The 20,141-nt window shown below is 40.2% G+C and carries 15 protein-coding genes; all 15 read left to right on the forward strand.

Features of this window, described 5'->3' with window-relative positions; translation table 11 throughout:
• Positions 1-628 precede the first annotated feature (628 nt).
• The 15 genes from A4245_RS12230 (at position 629) to ftsZ (ending at position 19,552) form a co-directional block, all read left to right on the forward strand.
• Positions 629-1,009 carry a DUF3397 domain-containing protein gene (locus A4245_RS12230; protein ID WP_067728290.1) on the forward strand — a complete coding sequence of 127 codons (381 nt, stop codon included), beginning with the start codon at positions 629-631 and terminating at the stop codon, positions 1,007-1,009.
• Positions 1,010-1,096: 87 nt separating this feature from the next.
• Entirely contained in the window at positions 1,097-2,716 is a 1,620-nt protein-coding gene (bshC, locus tag A4245_RS12235) for a bacillithiol biosynthesis cysteine-adding enzyme BshC (RefSeq protein ID WP_067728293.1), read from the forward strand.
• 204 nt (positions 2,717-2,920) lie between these two features.
• Complete coding sequence (gene mraZ, locus A4245_RS12240) at positions 2,921-3,352, forward strand: division/cell wall cluster transcriptional repressor MraZ (protein WP_067728371.1); 432 nt, start codon at positions 2,921-2,923, stop codon at positions 3,350-3,352.
• Positions 3,353-3,420: 68 nt separating this feature from the next.
• Positions 3,421-4,398, forward strand: a complete 978-nt coding sequence (gene rsmH, locus A4245_RS12245; RefSeq protein WP_199860681.1) for a 16S rRNA (cytosine(1402)-N(4))-methyltransferase RsmH — start codon at positions 3,421-3,423, stop codon at positions 4,396-4,398.
• Entirely contained in the window at positions 4,398-4,772 is a 375-nt protein-coding gene (gene ftsL / locus A4245_RS12250; protein ID WP_067728297.1) for a cell division protein FtsL, read from the forward strand. The genes rsmH and ftsL overlap by 1 nt, the downstream gene beginning before the upstream one ends.
• Before the next feature lie 16 nt (positions 4,773-4,788).
• Complete coding sequence (locus A4245_RS12255) at positions 4,789-7,044, forward strand: penicillin-binding protein (protein ID WP_067728299.1); 2,256 nt, start codon at positions 4,789-4,791, stop codon at positions 7,042-7,044.
• A 102-nt stretch (positions 7,045-7,146) separates the two neighbouring features.
• A complete protein-coding gene (locus A4245_RS12260; RefSeq protein ID WP_067728301.1) occupies positions 7,147-9,081 on the forward strand; it encodes a stage V sporulation protein D in 1,935 nt (644 codons plus the stop codon).
• Between the two features lie 121 nt (positions 9,082-9,202).
• Positions 9,203-10,684, forward strand: coding sequence for a UDP-N-acetylmuramoyl-L-alanyl-D-glutamate--2,6-diaminopimelate ligase (locus A4245_RS12265; protein WP_067728303.1), 1,482 nt, complete (start codon positions 9,203-9,205; stop codon positions 10,682-10,684).
• Positions 10,685-10,686: 2 nt separating this feature from the next.
• Positions 10,687-12,063: a UDP-N-acetylmuramoyl-tripeptide--D-alanyl-D-alanine ligase gene (locus A4245_RS12270; protein ID WP_067728305.1), complete on the forward strand. Its 1,377-nt coding sequence runs from the start codon at positions 10,687-10,689 to the stop codon at positions 12,061-12,063.
• 41 nt (positions 12,064-12,104) lie between these two features.
• The gene (mraY, locus tag A4245_RS12275) at positions 12,105-13,088 is read left to right on the forward strand and encodes a phospho-N-acetylmuramoyl-pentapeptide-transferase (RefSeq protein ID WP_067728307.1); all 984 of its coding nucleotides are present in this window, start codon (positions 12,105-12,107) and stop codon (positions 13,086-13,088) included.
• Positions 13,088-14,434: a UDP-N-acetylmuramoyl-L-alanine--D-glutamate ligase gene (gene murD / locus A4245_RS12280; RefSeq protein WP_067728309.1), complete on the forward strand. Its 1,347-nt coding sequence runs from the start codon at positions 13,088-13,090 to the stop codon at positions 14,432-14,434. Before mraY ends, murD begins: the two co-directional genes overlap by 1 nt.
• A gap of 322 nt (positions 14,435-14,756) precedes the next feature.
• Positions 14,757-15,830: a stage V sporulation protein E gene (gene spoVE / locus A4245_RS12285; RefSeq protein WP_067728372.1), complete on the forward strand. Its 1,074-nt coding sequence runs from the start codon at positions 14,757-14,759 to the stop codon at positions 15,828-15,830.
• Between the two features lie 189 nt (positions 15,831-16,019).
• The gene (locus tag A4245_RS12290; RefSeq protein WP_067728311.1) at positions 16,020-16,826 is read left to right on the forward strand and encodes a cell division protein FtsQ/DivIB; all 807 of its coding nucleotides are present in this window, start codon (positions 16,020-16,022) and stop codon (positions 16,824-16,826) included.
• Positions 16,827-17,049: 223 nt separating this feature from the next.
• Positions 17,050-18,333, forward strand: a complete 1,284-nt coding sequence (gene ftsA, locus A4245_RS12295; protein ID WP_067728312.1) for a cell division protein FtsA — start codon at positions 17,050-17,052, stop codon at positions 18,331-18,333.
• Between the two features lie 76 nt (positions 18,334-18,409).
• Positions 18,410-19,552, forward strand: coding sequence for a cell division protein FtsZ (gene ftsZ, locus A4245_RS12300; RefSeq protein ID WP_067728314.1), 1,143 nt, complete (start codon positions 18,410-18,412; stop codon positions 19,550-19,552).
• The last annotated feature ends 589 nt before the right edge of the window (positions 19,553-20,141 follow it).

The raw sequence follows: 20,141 nt of genomic DNA on the forward strand, positions 1-20,141 counted from the left end.
TAGAACGTTGGCACGGATAATGGAAGCGAGATACTTCGGCGACCGCTCGGGGAAATACGCTGCGCTTTCCACGGGCGGCTGGTGAGCCCCTTCATGCTACGCATTTCAGTGTCTCACCTCTGCCTTTCCTCCCGTTGGAGTCTCCGTGTATTTCCCCGAGCTGGTTAAGTTTGCTGTTAATAAACTGCATCCTTAATAACAAAATCTAATTATACAGCTTTACCAGTTCGGGTGAGCGGCGGGCAGTCGACTCCTGCGGGAAAAGCACGTGTCCGAAGACCTGAAGAGTGGTTTTCTCTTCGGGGCTGAGGCCGTGCCCGCGGAAAGCGACTGCCCAGAGCGATCCCGGACGGCGAGAGAAGCATATATCTCCGGTAATAAGCCTAAGTTACTTTCGCAGTTTACAGAAACTATGAAGAATGTAAGACAAGGAAAATTTTCAAATATAGCCTTTGGAAACGGCATTATTTATCAGAAGTAGCAAGTTGAATATTAAAGGCCTTCTTAGATCAGCTCAGTTAAGTGTTTGAACAAAATTTTTGATGCGAAAGTTGAGTAACCTTCAAAGCACCAATCATAGTGACTGCTTAGCGGTAAGGAAATCGAAGAAAGGAAAAAGGAAAAAAATATGTTTGAATACATTATCCATATCCTGGCATTTTTTGTTACGCTGCCGATTATAGCAACGGTATCGATTTACTTCATATCAGTGAAATTCCATAATAAAAAATTAAAAGCTGTTCACACTGCTGTAAACTGGACAACTGTGTTATATATAATAGCAGTATCACTACTGCTTCATCTGATTTTTGATCGTAGTTTCTTCGGTTGGTTAATAGTGTATTTTATTTTGTCTTTATCGGTAATTATTATTTATCAGTGGAAGACAAGAACTGAAATTGAATTGGGAAAAGCCTTGAAGATTATTTGGCGGTTTTCATTTTTGTTATTTCTGCTACTCTATGTACTTCTCGTATTGAGCGGAATTATACAAAAAATCTCTAGTTAAGCAATAAGGGAAACAGATTAGATGAAACGGAACAGGAATTTATGTACAATACAGATTGTACATTATGAATAGAAGGAGCAGGGATCCATGCATATCGACCCTATACAATTGAAAGCTCAGAGTCAGCTCATTGTTGATTATAGAAATAACCAAAAGAAAGTTATGGACTTTTTTGATTACAATCCATACGGTGATTATGAACAGAGAATCAAAGATTTGGATTCGCTGTCTTTTAATCGCGAGGAATTAACAAATGTTTTACATAGGATCAATGAGGAGTGGGATGCTCCGGCACCGACTTTTAACAATATAAATAAACTGAAAAACTCAAATAGCGTTGTCGTCATCGGCGGACAGCAAGCGGGGTTACTGACTGGTCCAATGTATACGATTAATAAAGTGATCTCAATCATACAGTTCGCCAGACAGCAGGAAAATGAGCTTGGCGTTCCAGTAATCCCGGTTTTTTGGATTGCTGGAGAAGACCATGATTTTGATGAAATAAACCATATCCACCTATCTGAAGTGTCCCAAATGAAAAAACATAAGCTGGCACATCACATGGTGGAAAAAACAAGTGTGTCCAATATACCAGCTAATCGTGAATCACTATCTCAATGGATAGACAATTTATTTGAGCAACTAGATGAAACAGTACATACAAGGGACCTATATAAAGCAATTTACAAAATAAAAGAAAAGTCGCACACATATGTCGATTTTTTTGCAAGGATAATTTTCCATTTATTTCAAGATGAAGGTCTTGTACTAATTGATTCAGGACATAAAGAGGTCAGGCAATTGGAAAGTGAGCACTTTCAGCGAATGATCAAATATCAACCTGGTATTAGTGAAGGGGTTTTTTCCTCGCTGAACGCACTTGCGGAAAAGGGGTACAAGGTTTCTCTCGAAGCTTCACAACATGATGGTCATCTTTTCTATCATAAAAATGATGAACGGATTCTCCTGACCCGAGATGATGCCGGTTTTTGGGTAGGTAAGCAAAATGAGATCCGTTTAACTACAGATGAATTAATGGAGACTGCTGAAAAAGATCCGGAATTGCTGAGCAATAATGTTGTCACACGCCCATTAATGCAGGAACTGCTGTTTCCTACATTAGCTTTCATCGGCGGACCTGGAGAAGTTGGCTACTGGGCTGGCCTTAAAAAGGCATTCCATATATTGAATTTGAAAATGCCCCCAGTACTTCCAAGATTATCCTTTACCATAATGGAAAATCAGGTTGTTAAAGCACTTGAAAAATACAATATTGATCCAGCTGAAGCTATTCATAAGGGGGTAAAGAAAGATAGAGACCAATGGCTGCAATCAAAAAGCAAACCACCGATAGAGGATTTGGCCGAAGAGATTAAAGCTGCTATTGACAAGGCACATAAGCCTCTAAGAGACTTGGCAAGAGATATCCGTGACGATTTAGGGGCATTAAGTGATAAGAATTTGTTTTACTTATATAGGGATATTGAGTTTCTTGAGAGCAGGTTGATAAAAGCTCTTGAGGAAAAATATGAGAAGGAATTACGAGATTTTGACCTGATTGATCTTGCACTGCATCCCAATGGTGGTTTGCAGGAGCGGGTCTGGAATCCTTTACAATGGATAAACAAATATGGTACAGATTTTATAGCGGTATTGACTGCAAATGATTGCTCGTTTGATAATGAGCATTATCTGGTATATATCTGATTTTAGGGAATGTCCTCCACTCTCCACCACCAAATTGAATTTTTGAAACAAAAAGCTGTCTATCTTTGATATGGCAGCTTTTTTTGTGTTTGAAAATGGTTTGCCGTGTAGTGATTCATCAACAAAATAATTTTTTTTATTAATTGAGTGGTGGAGAGTGGGGGAATGTGGTATTATAAAAAATATGAAAGTGGGGCGGACTATATGTTCATGGGCGAATTCCTTCATAGCATTGATACAAAGGGACGAGTTATTGTCCCGTCCAAGTTCCGTGATGAACTTGGAGCAAGCTTTGTCGTAACCCGTGGACTGGATAAATGTCTATTTGCATACCCCATGGATGAATGGAAAAATTTAGAAGAAAAACTAAAGAAACTCCCGCTTACTAAGAAGGATGCCAGAGCATTTACACGTTTTTTCTTTTCCGGAGCTGTAGAATGTGAAGTCGACAAACAGGGAAGAATAAATATTCCGCAGTCACTTCGTAAATATGCAGGACTTGATAAAGAGTGCAATGTAATTGGTGTTTCCAATCGGATTGAATTCTGGGCTAGTGACAGTTGGGAAGATTATGTCACAGATTCTGAGGAATCATTTGCAGAGCTTGCAGAAAATCTTATGGATTTTGATATCTGATTATTTGTGTAACCCGATAAAGCAATCGGTATGCAAATCGTTCGAAAATTAATTAAGTGGGTGTATGTATGTTTGAACATTACAGTGTATTGAAGGATGAAACGATAAAAGGACTGGCCATCAAACCGAGCGGCACATATATTGACTGTACGGTTGGTGGTGGTGGTCACTCTTGGGAGATAGCATCCAGGCTTAGTGAAGATGGTTTGCTTATCGCTTTTGATCAGGATTTAGATGCGTTGAAAGCGGCAAAAGAAAGATTAAAAGCATACGAGGACAGAATACTTTTCATTCATTCCAACTTTAGAGGGCTGGAGGAAGAGCTTGCCAAACATACAATTTCCGATGTGGATGGTATTTTATTTGACCTCGGTGTTTCTTCTCCGCAGTTAGACAGAGGAGAAAGAGGGTTCAGTTACCAGCATGACGCTGTATTGGACATGAGAATGAACCAGACGCAAGAATTAACGGCTTACGAAATTGTGAATACGTGGTCGTTTCACCAACTTGTGTCAATCTTTTTTAATTATGGGGAAGAAAAATTCTCCAAACAAATAGCAAGAAAAATAGAAGCTTATAGGGAAACAAAAGAAATAAAAACGACCCATCAGCTTGTGGAAATTATCAAAGAGGGCATACCTGCACCGGCCAGAAGGAAAGGCGGCCATCCTGCCAAACGTATTTTTCAGGCTTTAAGAATTGCGGTTAACGATGAGCTAGCCGCTTTCAATGATGCGTTACATCAGGCTGCCAGGGTAGTGGGTATTGAAGGAAGAATTGCGGTTATTACATTTCATTCGCTTGAAGATCGTTTGTGCAAACAAGCTTTTAAGAAATGGAGTACGGAAAAGGCAACACCGAGACATCTGCCAGTGGTACCGAAAGAGCATCAGGCTCCATTTGAATTAATCACCAGAAAACCGATCGTAGCGGCGGAATTTGAACTTGATGAAAATCGCAGGTCACGTTCTGCGAAATTGCGTGTGGTAAAAAAGGTTACCGAGTGGAGAAACGAATTTACTTATGAGGAAGGGTGGAAGAAATAATGAGTGCTAATCAAGCCCAAAATTGGCAGCAATCACATCCACAACATAGTCCTGCGAGAGAACCAAAAGTAGCAGTAAAGGTAAAAAAGAATGGCTGGATAACAAAGGGAGAAAAGGTAATCTATTCCTTGATCGGCGCTTTTGTTGTTGCCTCCGGAATTTTTATGGTTTCTTATTCTTCTACAACTGATACAATTAATAGAGAATTACAGGAGCTTGAACAGACCGTAAATACGCAGCAGGTGAAAAATGAAGGACTGTTGTTCGAAATGAAAGAATTGTCCAGACCGGAAAGAATCATTCAGATTGCAGAGGAGAACGGTTTGAAAATCCAAAATGCGGAAGTAAAACAAGCACAGTCATTTAACAACTAGGCAAGGGGCTTAACCTATGAAAAAAAATAAGACTACGCATTTGATGGCTGGTATTTACATCATTATCTTTGTCGCAGTTTTCTTGGTTCTAACTGGAAGGTTTATGTATATCCAGGCGACCGGAGAGATAGATGGAGTTTCTTTGGATGAATGGGCTGAACAAAAACGAACGTCATCTTACACACTAAGTGCGGAAAGAGGAAAGATTTTCGATAAAAATGGAATGACACTTGCATACGACAGACCTACATATCGGATGTATGCAATCTTAGATGAAGCGTATTCGGATAAATCAGAGGAGCCCTTGCATGTAGAAGATCCGCAAAAGACAGCGGAAACGCTGGCTCCTCTTTTAGACGTGGAAGTCAGCGAAATACTTGATCCATTAAAACGTGGAATTGAGAACGGGAGATTTCAGGTTGAATTCGGTAAAATCGGAAAAGAACTTTCCCAACAGAAAAAAGATGAAATTTCTGAGCTGGATATTCCCGGCATCAATTTCGAGGAAGAGTCTATACGCTATTATCCGAATGGAATGTTCGCTTCCCATATCATTGGGTTCGCCAGGGAAACAGAAATTGAGACGGATGACGGGTATAAAAATGAAATTATCGGTATTGCAGGTATGGAGAATGAAATGAACGATCTCTTAAGCGGGACGGATGGTTTTATTTCCTACCAAAGGGACAGATACAATAAAAAATTATTGGATCCTAATGAAATTATTCAATTGCCTGAAGACGGTGATGACGTTTACTTGACGATTGATCAGAAAATCCAGACTCTCTTGGAAGACGTTCTATCGCAAGTAGACGAAAATTACAATCCAAAAAAGATGAATGCAATCGTAATGGATGCCAAAACGGGACAAGTTTTGGCGATGAGCAGTCGTCCCAGCTATGACCCGAATAACCCTGAAAATGTGGAAAACTGGTATAATGACGTGATTTCCACACCTTTTGAACCCGGTTCTACAGTGAAAATGTTTACGTGGGCTGCAGCAATCGAAGAAGGTGTCTACAACGGCTCGGAAGGTTTCCAGTCGGGGAGTTACCAGCCCAATGAACAAGTAAAGAAAATTCATGACCATAATGGTGGTGAAGGCTGGGGAGTGATCTCCTATGACGAAGGTTTTCAGCGTTCTTCCAATGTGGCTACTGCGAAGCTTGTCTGGGAAAAAATTGGTACAGATACGTTTTTAGAATATCTGCATGCCTTTGGGTTTCATGAAAAAACTGGAATAGATTTACCGGGAGAGGTTGCCGGGCAAATTCTTTATAACTGGCCTTTAGAGAAAATAACAACTTCATTCGGTCAGGGGAGTACGACCACGCCAATTCAGCAAATGAAGGCAGCTACTGCAATTGCAAATGATGGGAAAATGCTTCAGCCATATGTGATTGACAAGATTGTTGACTCCACAAATGGGAAAGTTATTGAACAAAAATCACCGAATGTAGTTGGAGAGCCTATTTCAGCCGAGACAGCAGACCAGGTTTTAAAATTACTCGAATCAGTCGTTAATGGAGAAAATGGAACAGGAAAGATATATCAGTTGGATGATTATACAGTGGGCGGCAAAACAGGTACTGCAGAAATACCGAACCCTGACGGGGGAGGATATTTAACTGGAAAGGAAAATTATGTCTTTTCATTTCTTGGAATGGCCCCAATTGAAGATCCCGAGCTAATTATGTATGTATCTATTCAACAGCCGGAATTGGAACCGACTGAAACGGGTTCTGTACCACTGTCATTTGTTTTTAATAATGTAGTTGAAAACAGTCTTCATTATCTTAATATTGACCCGGATATAGAGGGAAATGATAGAATTCAGCAAATTACGGTGCCTAAATTGATAGGCGAAAATGCTACTGAATCGGAAGACATGCTTGTTAAACAAGGTCTGAAGGTGTCGTTAGTCGGTGATGGAGAAGAGATTGTGGCAGCGAGTGTAACCGAAGGAGAAGCTGTTCTTCCGAGCGACCGAATTATCTTGATTACAGACGAACCTCAAATGCCAGATATAATTGGCTGGTCACTTAGAGATGTGATGAAGCTCACAGATTTAATGCAGCTAAAGGTCGAAACTTTCGGAAACGGCTATGTTGTAACGCAAAACATTCCGGAAGGTACACCAATCAAGGAAAACGATTATTTAGGTGTTGAACTTTTGCCTCCAGATGAGGAGCCGGAAGAAAATGTAGATGACAATAGAAACGGAGAAGAAGCAGAGGAATTAACAGATGAGGCTTCCACAGAGGAAGAATAAAAAAGAACTTCCGAAAAAGCAGCCGATGGACAAACAGTGTTCTATTCAGTTTTTTTAACTCATATAGTGGATACAAACCAACCTGTGAAAAGGGGATGGAGAATGAAACGCGTATCTGCTGTTACCGTGAAAAAACGAATAGTTACTGTTTTTCTTTTTGGGCTCATTATACTTGCCGTTATCGTCATACGGTTGGGCTATGTCCAATTTGTCATGGGTGAAAGGCTGACAGGACAAGCAAACGATCTCTGGACAAGAGACATAATTTTTGAGGCGGAGCGAGGGTATATTTTGGATGCCGATGGAGAGGTATTAGCTGAGAATGTAACAGCTCCCTCAGTTGTGGCAATTCCGAGACAAATAGAGAATCCAGAAGATACTGCCAAAAAACTGGCACACATCCTTGATGTCAGTCAAGAAAAGGTGCTGGAAAATATTACAAAAAACGAATCAAGCGTGAGTCTTCGACCGGAAGGCATCAAAATTTCAGAAGAGCAGGAAAAGGCAATACGTAATCTGAACCTGAATGGGATCTATCTGGCAAAAGACTCAAAGAGACACTACCCTTATGGCGATGATTTGTCACACGTGCTTGGATTTACTGGCATAGATAATCAAGGGCTGATGGGCCTCGAGCTCTCCTATGAAGAAAAGCTTAAAGGAACACAGGGCAGTCTTTCCTTTTACTCGGATGCGAAGGGAAGAAGGCTTGATAGTCTCGCAGATGTCTATACACCACCAACTGATGGACTTAATTTAAAAACCACAATCAATTCGAAAGTACAGACCATAATGGAGAGGGAACTGGACGCGGCAGTTTTAAAATATAATCCTGACGGCGCGCTGGCAATAGCCATTAACCCAAAAACTGGTGGTGTTCTTGGGATGACCACACGCCCCAATTTCCATCCTGAAAAGTACCAGGAAGTGGATGCTTCGATTTTTGGAAGAAATTTACCGATCTGGAGCACCTATGAGCCGGGTTCCACGTTTAAAATAATTACCCTTGCAGCAGCGTTGGAAGAACAGATGGTTGATCTGGAAGAAGACGATTATTACGATGATGGGGATATATCTGTAGGTGGATCAACAATACATTGCTGGAAAAGCGGTGGACACGGACATCAAAGTTACCTGGAAGTCGTGCAGAATTCCTGTAACCCTGGCTTTGTAAATCTTGGTCAGCTGCTGGGAACTGAAAAACTTTTCTCGTATATAGACAATTTTGGATTTGGAGAAAAAACGGGGATTGATTTGCAGGGAGAAGGGAATGGTATACTATTCGACCCTAAAAATGTAGGTCCCGTTGAACTTGCTACAACTTCATTTGGTCAAGGGGTATCTGTTACACCTATTCAGCAGGTTATGGCTGTTGCGGCGGCAGTTAACGGCGGTTATCTGTATGAGCCTTATATTGCCGATGAATGGATAGATCCTATTACAGGTGAGACAGTAGAAAAAAACGAACCAATTTTAAAAAGAAGCGTTATATCTGAATCTACCTCAGAGGAATTACGCCATGCGCTTGAAAGTGTTGTAGCTCAAGGAACAGGAAGGCCGGCATATGTGGATGGTTACCGTGTTGGCGGAAAGACAGGTACTGCTCAAAAGGTAGGACCAAATGGAGCTTATTTGGAAAATAACTATATTGTTTCATTTATCGGATTTGCGCCAGCGGATGATCCAGAAATCATTGTCTATCTAGCTGTAGACAATCCGAAGAATACAGTTCAATTTGGAGGGGTAGTTGCAGCGCCAATCGTTGGGACAATAATCGGGGACAGTTTGAGGGCGATGGATGTTGAACCACGTACAGATGGTCTGGAAAAAGAGTATATGTGGCCTGAAATGCCAAAAGTGGAGGTCCCTGATTTAATTGGTCATTCCAACCAGGAGCTAGCTGAATATTTACTTGACTTATCCATTGAAACAAGTGGGGAAGGTGATTATATTGCCGATCAGTCTCCAGATCCAGGAACTAAATTGGAACAAGGATCAACAATAAGAATTTATCTGTCAGACGAAAAACATCGTTAAATACGGGGAAGTTTGCTATAATATATAAGCGAATGTGTGAAAGAGGGTGACTGGCCACCCTCTTAAAAATCGATTGCTTGAAGAATACATATGTAGGATATAAAAGATAAGGATGTTAGTTATGAAATTAAAAGAATTGCTTGGTGTAATACCATTTTATGAAACGAATTCGCCAATTGATAAGATCGAATGTAACGATCTGAAAATGGACTCACGCACGATAAAACCTGGTAATGTATTCATTTGCATTACTGGCTTTACCGTCGATGGCCATAATTATGTCGAGCAGGCTGTCGCAAATGGGGCAGTTGCAGTGATTGCTGAAAAAACGATAAATGCAAACGTATCTGTTCCAATTATAAAGGTTACCGATACAAATCGAGTCCTGCCGATGCTGGCAGCAAAATATTTCAATTATCCAACAGCAACACTTCCACTGATAGGTGTAACGGGTACAAACGGAAAAACAACTGTTACATATCTGCTGGAAAAAATATTTAATCTTCATCGAAAAAAGACGGGGGTTATCGGAACCATACAACTAAAAATTGGCGATGATACATACCCAGTGGCAAATACAACACCTGATGCTTTGCATCTTCAACGCATTTTTGACAAAATGCGTTCGGAAAATGTAGACCAGGCAATTATGGAAGTTTCATCACATGCGCTTGATCTCGGCCGAGTCTATGGCTGTGAATATGATATTGCAATCTTTACCAACCTGTCACAGGATCACTTGGATTATCATACCGATTTACAGGATTATCTCCGAGTTAAGAGCTTATTATTTTCCCAGCTCGGAAATAGTTACAATAGCAACTCTCAGAAGTTTGCAGTTATAAATGAAGACGATCCATCAAGCAATCTGCTGAAGAATAGTACAGCACAGCATATTCTGACGTACGGGTGCAAACGAAATGCATCCGTTATGGCTGAGAATATTAATCTTCAAGCGACTGGAACATCATTTAACCTGAAGTCACCAGCAGGGGAAATTCCTATCAACAGTAGGCTGATAGGAATGTTCAATGTATATAATATGCTTGCTGCAAGTACCGCTGCAATAGCAGCCAAAGTACCTCTGTCTGTCATAAAAACTGCAATGGAAAGCATAAACGGTGTGAACGGACGTTTTGAACCGGTCGTGGAGGGACAGGATTTTGCGGTTATCGTGGATTATGCACATACCCCGGATTCTCTCGAAAATGTACTGCAGACCAGCCGTGAATTTGCCAAGAAAAAAGTGTATGTCGTAGTAGGATGTGGCGGCGATCGGGATAGAAGCAAGCGTCCATTGATGGCAAAAATCGCCCTCACCTATGCAGACCATGCAATATTCACTTCCGATAATCCAAGGACTGAAAACCCACAACAAATTTTGGATGACATGACAAGCGGTTTAGATGAATCTGACGGAAGTTTTGAAGTGATTGAGGACCGTAAAGATGCAATTAAACAGGCAGTAAACTATGCCAAGGATGAAGATATTATCCTTATTGCCGGAAAAGGCCATGAAACATATCAGGTAATTGGTCATACTAAGTATGACTTCGATGATCGTGAAGTTGCAAGAACAGCAATACATGCTAAGGAGAAATAATTATGATATTTACAACGAATTGGTTATCAGAAATCTTTACAGACAATCAAGGAAATGTTCAGGACAGCAAAGAGATCAATGAAGTGAGCACAGACAGTAGGAGCAAAGCGGATAATTCCTTGTTTATACCATTAGTCGGTGAAAATTTTGACGGTCATCAATTTTCCGAACAGGCAGTTGAGAATGGTGCAGGTGCACTAATCTGGGATAAAAGCAAGAAAGTCCCAGACTCACTCCCAGAAGACTTTCCAATCTTCTTCGTAGCTGATACGCTAAATGCATTGCAGGAATTGGCAGCCAATTACCGAAATGAGATAAATCCAATTGTTGTCGGAGTCACCGGTTCAAACGGCAAAACGACAACGAAGGATTTGATTACGACGGTAGTGAAAACAACATACCGTACCCATTATACGAATGGTAATTTTAATAACCATATCGGTTTGCCGCTTACGATTTTGTCAATGGACAGAGAGACCGAAGTATTAATACTGGAAATGGGCATGAGTAACTTCGGAGAGATCGATCTCCTATCGAAAATTGCCAGACCGGATTATGCAATCATAACCAATATTGGAGAATCACATATTGAATTTTTAGGGTCAAGAGAGGGAATAGCCAAGGCAAAACTTGAAATAGTGAATGGTATGAAGGAAGATGGCGTATTAATCGTGGATGGTGACGAAGCCCTGCTTCAGAACTTGCAGTTTCCCCAAAAGATCATAAAAAATGGCTTTCTTAAAACAAATGATAATGTCCTTTCAAATGTATCCATTACTCCAAAGGAAACAGTGTTCAAACTGTCAGATGAGTTAACGTATAAAGTTCCACTGTTGGGAAAACACCATGCTAAAAATGCTTCCTTTGCATTAACAATTGGAGAACAATTGAATATCCCTCCAGAAACAAGCAATGATGCTTTACAAAACCTGGAGCTTACAGGCATGCGGTTTGAATTAATAAAAGGAAAGCATGATGCTTCCATTATCAACGATGCATATAATGCTTCCCCAACTTCAATGATTGCATCGATTGAAGTTGTTAAACAGCTGTCTGGATTCAAGCAGAAAGTATTAGTTCTTGGTGATATACTGGAGCTGGGTGATCATGCTGAGCAGTTACACCGGTCAATTGCTGAAGCAATTACGCCACCGATTACAGCTTTATTCACGTTTGGAGATAAAGCTGAAATCATTTGTGAAGAAGTCGATAAAACGGAAAGCAGTATTGAGTGCTCTCATTTTACATCCAAGGAAGAATTGGCTGAGTCGTTGCATTCTTATCTGACAAAGGATACATTACTGTTATTTAAGGCTTCCAGAGGATTGAAATTTGAAACAATTATTGAAGATATACAAAACCTTACAGAGGAAAATTAACCAAATCTTAGTTGGACGGTTACGTATGAGGAGGAAACGAAGTGAATATAACTGTTTTATTAATTACAATAGCTATAGCATTTCTCATTACCGTTCTTCTATCTCCAATATTTATTCCATTTTTAAGAAGATTAAAGTTTGGGCAAAGCATTAGAGAAGAAGGACCTAAGTCACATATGAAAAAAACTGGTACCCCTACGATGGGCGGGATCATGATTATCTTTAGCATCATCATTACCTCCCTGATTATGGCCAGCAGGGCTGGTGGAGAAGGTATAGGCTATGAAATATGGCTTTTGATATTTGTTTTGTTCGGCTATGGCCTGCTCGGATTCCTTGATGACTTTATTAAAGTTGTCATGAAGCGGAATCTGGGACTGACATCGAAACAAAAATTGCTGGGTCAGATTATTATAGCACTCGTTTTTTATTTTATTCTGAGAAGTCAAGAATTTTCAACGGCAATTCGCATTCCCGGTACTGATATTCAATGGGATATTGGCTGGACGTATGCAATATTGATTATATTCATGATGGTCGGTGCATCAAATGCCGTAAATCTGACAGATGGCTTGGATGGGTTATTGGCCGGGACAGCAGCCATTGCATTTGGAGCTTTTGCGGTTCTTGCATGGTACGGTACGCCACAAAACGAAGCGGCAATATTTGCGCTTGCTGTAGTGGGTGCATTACTAGGGTTTCTTGTATTCAATGCACATCCCGCCAAGGTATTCATGGGAGACACAGGTTCATTAGCCCTTGGAGGGGCAATCGCAGCAATTTCAATTATATTGAAAATGGAGATACTTCTCGTGATTATTGGTGGGGTCTTCGTAATTGAGACACTTTCAGTGATCATTCAGGTTATCTCTTTTAAAACAACAGGAAAAAGAGTGTTTAAAATGAGCCCTCTACATCACCATTATGAATTGCTTGGTTGGTCAGAATGGCGTGTAGTCACAACATTCTGGCTTGTAGGAGTCTTGTTCGCCGCACTTGGCATCTATATTGAGGTGGGCTTGTAATGAAGAAATTTACAGATTTCCCATATTCCAGCATACTGGTACTCGGTTTGGCGAAAAGTGGAACAGCAGCAGCAGAAACATTGCTTGCCAACGAGAAAAATGTCATTGTTAATGATATGAAGGCAAGTGAGAATGATGAAAATGTAATGAATTTAAAAAAGATGGGCGCCGATGTCATTGTTGGCTCCCATCCTATTTCTATTTTGGATGGCATAGAAATAGTCGTTAAAAATCCTGGGATACCATACGACAATCCAATTGTTGCAGAAGCATCAACACGGGGAATTCCCATTATTACGGAAATTGAACTAGCTTTTCATTTAGCAGATGGACCGATTATTGGTGTTACTGGGTCTAACGGTAAAACAACAACGACAACACTGATAACAGAAATGCTCAAAAAGAGTGACCAGCCTGTTAAAGTCGCTGGAAATATTGGTGTTGTAGCTACAGAAGCTGTACATGACTTAAAAAGAGGTGAAAATCTCGTTCTTGAGCTCTCCTCCTTCCAGTTACAGGGAATTGAAAAATTTAAGCCAACAACATCCGTTTTACTGAACATATTTGAAGCACATTTGGATTACCATAAAACAATCGATAATTACAAACAAGCGAAGTTTAATATCTTCAGGAACCAAACAGCAGAGGATTATCTTGTCTATAATGCGGATGACCCTTCGATTTCGCAAGCAGTTCATCATGCAAAGGCGAAACAAGTCCCATTTTCAGTGAGCAAGAAGCTGGAAACAGGTGCTTGGACAGATGAAGAATATGTTTACTTTGAAGGTGAAAAAGTAATTTCCAGAAAAGAAATTGTACTTGTAGGAGAACATAATCTCGAAAACATACTTGCTGCAGTGGCTGCAGGGAAAATAAATGGTGCATCCAATGAAGGTATCAAAAAAGTATTAACGACTTTTGCCGGGGTTAGACATCGTCTGCAGTTTGTTGGAAATATCAATGGTCGATCATTTTATAACGATTCCAAAGCAACAAATATATTGGCAACACAAAAGGCCTTAAGCGCGTTTATGCAACCTGTGATCTTATTGGCTGGAGGTCTTGACCGTGGAAATGAATTTGCAGATTTATTGCCGTACTTGAAAGATGTAAAAACGATGATTGTATTTGGGCAGACTGCTGAAAAGCTGAGGCGTCTGGCAGAGGAAGCTGCTATTCAAACCGTAGAGGCAGAGAATGTGGAAGAGGCCGTAGGAAAGGCCTATTCTGTCTCTAAGGAGGATGATGTAATCCTTCTCTCACCAGCCTGTGCAAGCTGGGATCAATACCGGTCGTTTGAAGAAAGAGGAGACATTTTTGTACAAGCCGTGCATAAACTAAAATAGGGGCAAGTACAAAAGCTTAAAGCCAGGTGATTGACGTATCGACAGAACAGAGCCGCAGGAGATAGGATAAGCGCAGCCATAGTACATCTTTTGCTTCCGAGCGAAAAGGCACCTCGACTACTCCGATGGTACCGATCGATTCAAGAGGTGATGGGAGTTCGATACGCTTAAGCGCTGGAGCTGGATGTGGCTGTTACGGTAACTAAGTTATCTGCAGCATTACAATTTCATAATCACTACAACGAACGCCCCTAATCCTACATTGGTAAAAAGGGGTGTTTTTTTGTTTAATAAACTTTTGAATGAGCAAAGAAAACCGGATATGACTTTGCTTTTTGTTATATGCACACTGCTAGCAGCAGGAGTTGTCATGGTATACAGTTCTTCTTATATTTGGTCTGAATACAAATTTGACGATGCCTATTATTATTTAAAAAGACAGCTTTTGTTTGCAGGAGCAGGAGTAATTGCAATGTTCTTCTTTATGGTAATACCGTATTATACTTGGAAAAAGTATGCCAATATGATTCTTATCTTCTGTTTTGCACTCTTATTGCTAGTGCTTATCCCAGGAGTTGGTCTTATTAGGGGAGGGGCACAGAGTTGGATTGGTGTCGGGGCATTCAGTATCCAACCGTCGGAGTTCATGAAGCTGGGGTTGATCATTTTCCTGGCAGCCATACTTTCGGCAAACCAGAAATATATAACTTCATTTAAAAAGGGTTTTTTTCCATGTATCATGCTGATTTTTACAGCATTTGGTTTAATTATGCTGCAGCCGGACCTTGGTACGGGAATGGTCCTCGTCGTTACCTGTATGATTATGATTTTTTCTGCTGGCGCAAGGCTGACACATTTTTTCGGACTTGCAGCATTAGGACTCCTTGGTTTTGCAGGTTTAATTGCTTCTGCTCCTTACCGAATTAATCGGATTACGGCTTTTTTAAATCCATGGGAAGATCCGTTAGGCGATGGTTTCCAGATTATACAATCGTTGTATGCAATTGGGCCAGGCGGTTTGATGGGTTTAGGCTTTGGAAATAGTTTGCAAAAATATTTCTACTTACCTGAACCACAAACAGATTTCATTTTTGCAATTCTGGGAGAGGAATTGGGGTTTCTTGGCGGAACTGCAGTCATTTTCCTGTTTTTCCTGCTATTATGGCGGGGGATAAAAATCTCTTTGGAAGCACCAGATTTGTTCGGACGATTTTTAGCTTTAGGAATCTCCGCAATGCTTGCCGTACAGGCAATGATTAACATAAGTGTCGTCATCGGACTTATTCCAGTAACCGGTATTACTTTACCTTTTTTGAGCTACGGAGGTTCTTCTCTGACATTAACGCTATGTTCGGTAGGAGTGTTGTTAAATATAAGCACTTATTCCAAAATTTGATCGAACATTTTCGTGTTTCGCATTGCCGGGAAACAGCGTCACTTCATTTATCGGCAAAAAACTTGATAAACTATAACCTGCACACTACATCTTACCATATGATTTGTGATATAATTCTTGTAAATAGATTGAAACGGCTCCTCTACTGCCGTTTATTATTTTAATAAATGTAAAAAGGAAGAAATGGGGATGAGCCAAAAAAATATTGTTTCAATTGAGGATCGCATTCCTAAATTGAAACAAGCCCGCAAGAAAAAAGCAAACCGACGTCTTATATTTTATCTATCGATCTTTTTCTTTTTAATAGCAATCATTGTCTATCTGCAATCACCATTGAGCCACATAAAAACAATAAATGTTATTGGGAATTCATATATAGCGAATGATGACATTATTGAGCAAAGCAAGCTAACAACAGAAACAAATATTTGGACTATCAATAAAAAAGAGATTGAAAGCTTGATTGTTGGAGATCCGCTGGTAGAATCTGTATCAGTTGAAAGAAGCCTTCCATGGACAGTAAATATTAATGTATCGGAACATCAAATTATTGGGTATTTACGAGAAGAAACGACATACTATCCGATTATGGCCAATGGGGAAATCCTTGAAGCGGGCCAAGACCATTTTCGTGGTGATGCGCCGCTGATCTATGGTTTCGATGAGAAAGATCATTTGGATAGAATGGCCATGGAGCTGGAAGAATTACCAGAAAACATTCTTGATATCATTTCCGAAATCCATTGGAAACCGACAGATGAGAACAAAAATAATATCCTGCTTTATATGAATGATGGTTATATTGTTAAGGGAACCATTCGTGATTTCGCAGAAAAAATGGAAGTATATCCTTCGATTGTATCCCAGCTTGACCCTGAGGAAAAAGGAATACTCCACATCGGTGTTGGAGCTTATTTTAAATCCTTCGATGAAGAAGAAACCGACGATGATATCGATCCCGAAGTTGAAGTGGATTTAGAAGATTCAGGGCATTGAAATCAGTCATATAAATCAACTTCTATGCGAACAGTATAATAAGGAATTCATTTTTTTATAAAAATGAAAAGGTATATTGATATTCTATGTTGAATAACATATATATATTTTATTTTTTTACTGATTTCCTTTAAAATAATAGATTATACAATAAACAAAAAAGTAGTATTATAGAAACATAATTAAGAAATTGAAATGTTTCTTAATTTGGAGGTGCCTTTCATTGAACAATAGCGAAATATTAGTAAGTCTTGATATAGGTACGACGACAATAAAAGTTATCATTGGAGAAGTTTTAAATGATTCATTGAATATTATTGGAGTTGGAACTGCCAAGTCAAACGGCATGAAAAAAGGTGCAATTGTTGACATTGACCAGACTGTGCATTCCATCAGGAGTGCAGTTGAACAGGCAGAACGCATGGTAGGAATGCAAATTGAAAGGGTTGTCGTTGGAATCAACGGGAATCATATTCAATTACAGCCCTGTCATGGAGTCGTTGCAGTTCAAAGTGAAAACAGGGAAATTGGAGATGAGGATGTTACTAGGGTAATTGAAGGTGCACAGGTGATTTCCATTCCTCCAGAACGTGAGATCATTGACGTCATCCCCAAACAGTTTATCGTTGATGGGTTGGATGAAATAACCGATCCGCGAGGAATGATCGGGGTCCGGTTGGAAATGGAAGGAACCATCATTACATGTTCGAAAACCGTATTACATAACATTCTAAAATGTGTGGAACGTGCAAATCTGCAGGTTTCTGACATTTGCCTTCAACCCCTTGCAACAGGCACAAGCGCGTTGTCTACTGATGAAAAAAATATGGGTGTTGCGCTTATCGATGTCGGCGGTGGCTGTACAACTGTTTCTATCTTTGAAAATGACCATCTTGTTACGACAAGTGTTATAAGCTTGGGTGGAGATAATATTACAAAGGACTTGTCGATTGGATTGAGGACATCAACTGAAGAAGCAGAAGATGTAAAACTAAACTATGGCCATGCATTTTATGATGATGCCCGGGAAGAGGAAACCTTCGAAGTATCCACTATAGGGAGCAATAAAAAACAGCCCTATAACCAGTTGCAGATTTCTGATATGATTGAAGCAAGATTGGAAGAAGTCTACGCATATGTCGAAAGAGAAATAAGAAAAATGGGTTATCATGAACTGCCTGGAGGGTATGTACTGACTGGTGGTACAATCTCAATGCCAGGAAGCCTTGAACTTGCACAGGATCTCTTTCGCTCGAACGTGCGCGTAGCCATCCCGGATTACATAGGTGTAAGAGTACCCCAATTCACAGCAGGAGTTGGGATATTGCAGTTTGCTTATCGTAATGCGAAAATCCAAGGGAAAGAATTATTCCCTTCTGTAGCGTTGAATACGAACGAAATGAAACCGAAAAGACAAATGAAACAAACAAAAGAAAAGAGCGAGATGAAAGAAACGAAGAAAAAAGACTCTGGTTTTGCTAATTTGTTTAAGTATTTCTTTGATTAAAAAGAGTTACGAAAAATTGTCTTTAAATAAATAGTTTCCGGATTTCTTGTAATTTGCATATTAGGAGGAAAGATATATGTTGGATTTTGATACAAATATGGAGGAATTAGCTACAATTAAAGTTATCGGTGTCGGCGGCGGCGGTAACAATGCTGTAAACCGAATGATTGAGCACGGGGTGGAAGGCGTTGAATTTATCGCAGTAAACACAGATGCCCAAGCATTAAATTTATCTAAAGCGGAGGCAAAAATTCAGATTGGCGGAAAATTGACACGTGGTTTAGGTGCAGGTGCCAATCCTGAAGTGGGGAAAAAAGCTGCGGAAGAAAGCAAAGAACAATTGGAAGAAGTTCTAAAAGGTGCGGATATGGTCTTTGTAACTGCAGGAATGGGTGGAGGTACCGGGACTGGTGCAGCACCTGTTATTGCTCAGGTTGCTAAGGATTTAGGAGCTTTAACTGTCGGTGTCGTGACACGTCCATTTTCTTTTGAAGGAAGAAGGCGATCCACACAGGCAATTACTGGTATCGATACACTAAAAGGCAGTGTTGATACACTGATTGTTATCCCTAATGACAGATTGCTGGAAATTGTCGATAAAAACACTCCAATGCTTGAAGCATTCCGAGAAGCTGATAATGTACTTAGACAAGGTGTACAGGGTATATCTGATTTGATTGCCAAACCTGGTCTGATTAATGTGGACTTCGCTGATGTTAAAACAATTATGTATGATAAAGGCTCTGCATTAATGGGTATTGGAATTGCGACTGGTGAAACTCGCGCAACAGAGGCTGCCAAAAAGGCAATTTCTTCCCCATTGCTTGAGACCTCTATTGATGGTGCGCATGGAATCTTAATGAACATCACTGGTGGTGCAAATCTGAGCCTTTATGAAGTTCAGGAAGCGGCTGATCTTGTAACTTCAGCTGCCGATAAAGAAGTAAATGTCATTTTTGGATCGGTTATTAACGAGAATCTGAATGATGAGATTGTTGTCACTGTTATTGCAACAGGATTTGATGAATCCGTACAAAAAGCAGAACCCAAGCAAAAACAGCATCGACCGATGATTAGCCATAATCAGCACGCTGCTGCAAAAGCAACCGAGGAGCCTGCTCAACGTGAACAACAGCAACCACAGCCTCGGGTCAGACAAGAGGATGATGAGTTGGATATTCCTACTTTCTTGAGGAACCGTAACCGAAACAGATCCTAATTAGCTTAAGAAAACCGTATTGATAAGGTTGTCTCAAAATGAGGGGGGATACTCTCTTTTGGGGCAACCTTTTTACTTATTTAATTGTAAAAGTTCTAGTCAGAAGCCATTCATATTTTGATTAACTTTTTATATCAAGGAACTTATTCTTCTCTATATAGAATCTTTACTGCGAAGTAAAAAAACTCTCATCAGACTGATGAGAGTTTTTTCGATGGCAAGTAAAGAAAGTATAAATTTTGGCAGCAATTAATTCTTACACATAAACAGCCACGTCCAGCTCCGGTTCCTAGAAACTCCTGTCATAAGCAAGGGACATTCCAAGCGCCAAAACCATGCGCTTTCCAGTCCCTTGCTTATGCATGCGTTTTCTGAATAGTCACCTCCGCTTTTGATCGGCCAGCTCCAGCTTGTCGTGGGTGATCAAGGCGCTTGCGCTTTTGTTCCACGAATATGAATTTTTAATTCTTTTAGGAAACAGCCTATACCTATACCAAAAACCGTTCTGATTCAGCAAGCTGCACTATGTTTAATGCTTGCTAAGACGTGGTAGGAAATTACTGTGTGGAAGCTTCCTATCGTTTTAAAT

Origin of the sequence: Oceanobacillus damuensis (assembly GCF_001618145.1) — a bacterium.
Lineage (GTDB): Bacteria > Bacillota > Bacilli > Bacillales > Amphibacillaceae > Oceanobacillus > Oceanobacillus damuensis.

Excerpts from the sequence above, each read along its gene's own strand:
- spoVE (WP_067728372.1), top strand. The coding sequence starts at position 14,757 with ATGACTTTGCTTTTTGTTATATGCACACTGCTAGCAGCAGGAGTTGTC.
- A4245_RS12255 (WP_067728299.1), top strand. The coding sequence starts at position 4,789 with ATGAAAAAAAATAAGACTACGCATTTGATGGCTGGTATTTACATCATT.
- bshC (WP_067728293.1), top strand. The coding sequence starts at position 1,097 with ATGCATATCGACCCTATACAATTGAAAGCTCAGAGTCAGCTCATTGTT.
- murD (WP_067728309.1), top strand. The coding sequence starts at position 13,088 with ATGAAGAAATTTACAGATTTCCCATATTCCAGCATACTGGTACTCGGT.
- A4245_RS12230 (WP_067728290.1), top strand. The coding sequence starts at position 629 with ATGTTTGAATACATTATCCATATCCTGGCATTTTTTGTTACGCTGCCG.
- A4245_RS12260 (WP_067728301.1), top strand. The coding sequence starts at position 7,147 with ATGAAACGCGTATCTGCTGTTACCGTGAAAAAACGAATAGTTACTGTT.
- rsmH (WP_199860681.1), top strand. The coding sequence starts at position 3,421 with ATGTTTGAACATTACAGTGTATTGAAGGATGAAACGATAAAAGGACTG.
- ftsL (WP_067728297.1), top strand. The coding sequence starts at position 4,398 with ATGAGTGCTAATCAAGCCCAAAATTGGCAGCAATCACATCCACAACAT.
- mraZ (WP_067728371.1), top strand. The coding sequence starts at position 2,921 with ATGTTCATGGGCGAATTCCTTCATAGCATTGATACAAAGGGACGAGTT.
- A4245_RS12290 (WP_067728311.1), top strand. The coding sequence starts at position 16,020 with ATGAGCCAAAAAAATATTGTTTCAATTGAGGATCGCATTCCTAAATTG.
- ftsZ (WP_067728314.1), top strand. The coding sequence starts at position 18,410 with ATGTTGGATTTTGATACAAATATGGAGGAATTAGCTACAATTAAAGTT.
- A4245_RS12270 (WP_067728305.1), top strand. The coding sequence starts at position 10,687 with ATGATATTTACAACGAATTGGTTATCAGAAATCTTTACAGACAATCAA.
- A4245_RS12265 (WP_067728303.1), top strand. The coding sequence starts at position 9,203 with ATGAAATTAAAAGAATTGCTTGGTGTAATACCATTTTATGAAACGAAT.